Origin of the sequence: Bradyrhizobium sp. NBAIM08 (assembly GCF_020193935.1) — a bacterium.
GTDB classification, from domain to species: domain Bacteria; phylum Pseudomonadota; class Alphaproteobacteria; order Rhizobiales; family Xanthobacteraceae; genus Bradyrhizobium; species Bradyrhizobium yuanmingense.
In genome coordinates, this window is record NZ_JADYVR010000608.1 from 1 (window position 1) to 427 (window position 427).

Genomic DNA, 427 nt, shown 5'->3' on the forward strand with positions numbered 1-427 from the left:
TGCATACACTTTTCTACTGCTTCAAAAAACTCTCTCAATAGCCGGCATTCGTCGTGACCATAAAACGATTTGACCCGAAACGTATAGTCATCGTATTTATTTTTTACAAAAAATCCCATGCTGATGCATACAATTTTGCCGAATTCCGCCCAGATGGCTGCTCTTTTACTATATAAGCTGGCAGGTGTATCGCCATCCGGCATCTGGCTAAATGCTTTATGTGCCCATAATTCTTTCCAGGTATCACTTAACTCGCTATGGTCAGCGCACTGTGATACAGTTTCAATATCTATTACCAATAGTGATTCGGGTGATGCCAGAAGCATGGATACAAGGTTTCTCCAAAACTAAAAAGCATTCACCAGCTTTGGTGAATGCTTTGCTAAAATTTTTCGCACATATTGTTGATTACCTTTTTCTCTAGTGG

1 protein-coding gene is annotated in these 427 nt (G+C 40.0%); it reads right to left on the bottom strand.

The window, feature by feature from the left end:
• A partial coding sequence (locus I6F37_RS41180; protein ID WP_225154549.1) for a hypothetical protein occupies window positions 1-326 on the bottom strand: 326 nt, incomplete at its 3' end.
• Window positions 327-427: the final 101 nt, after the last annotated feature.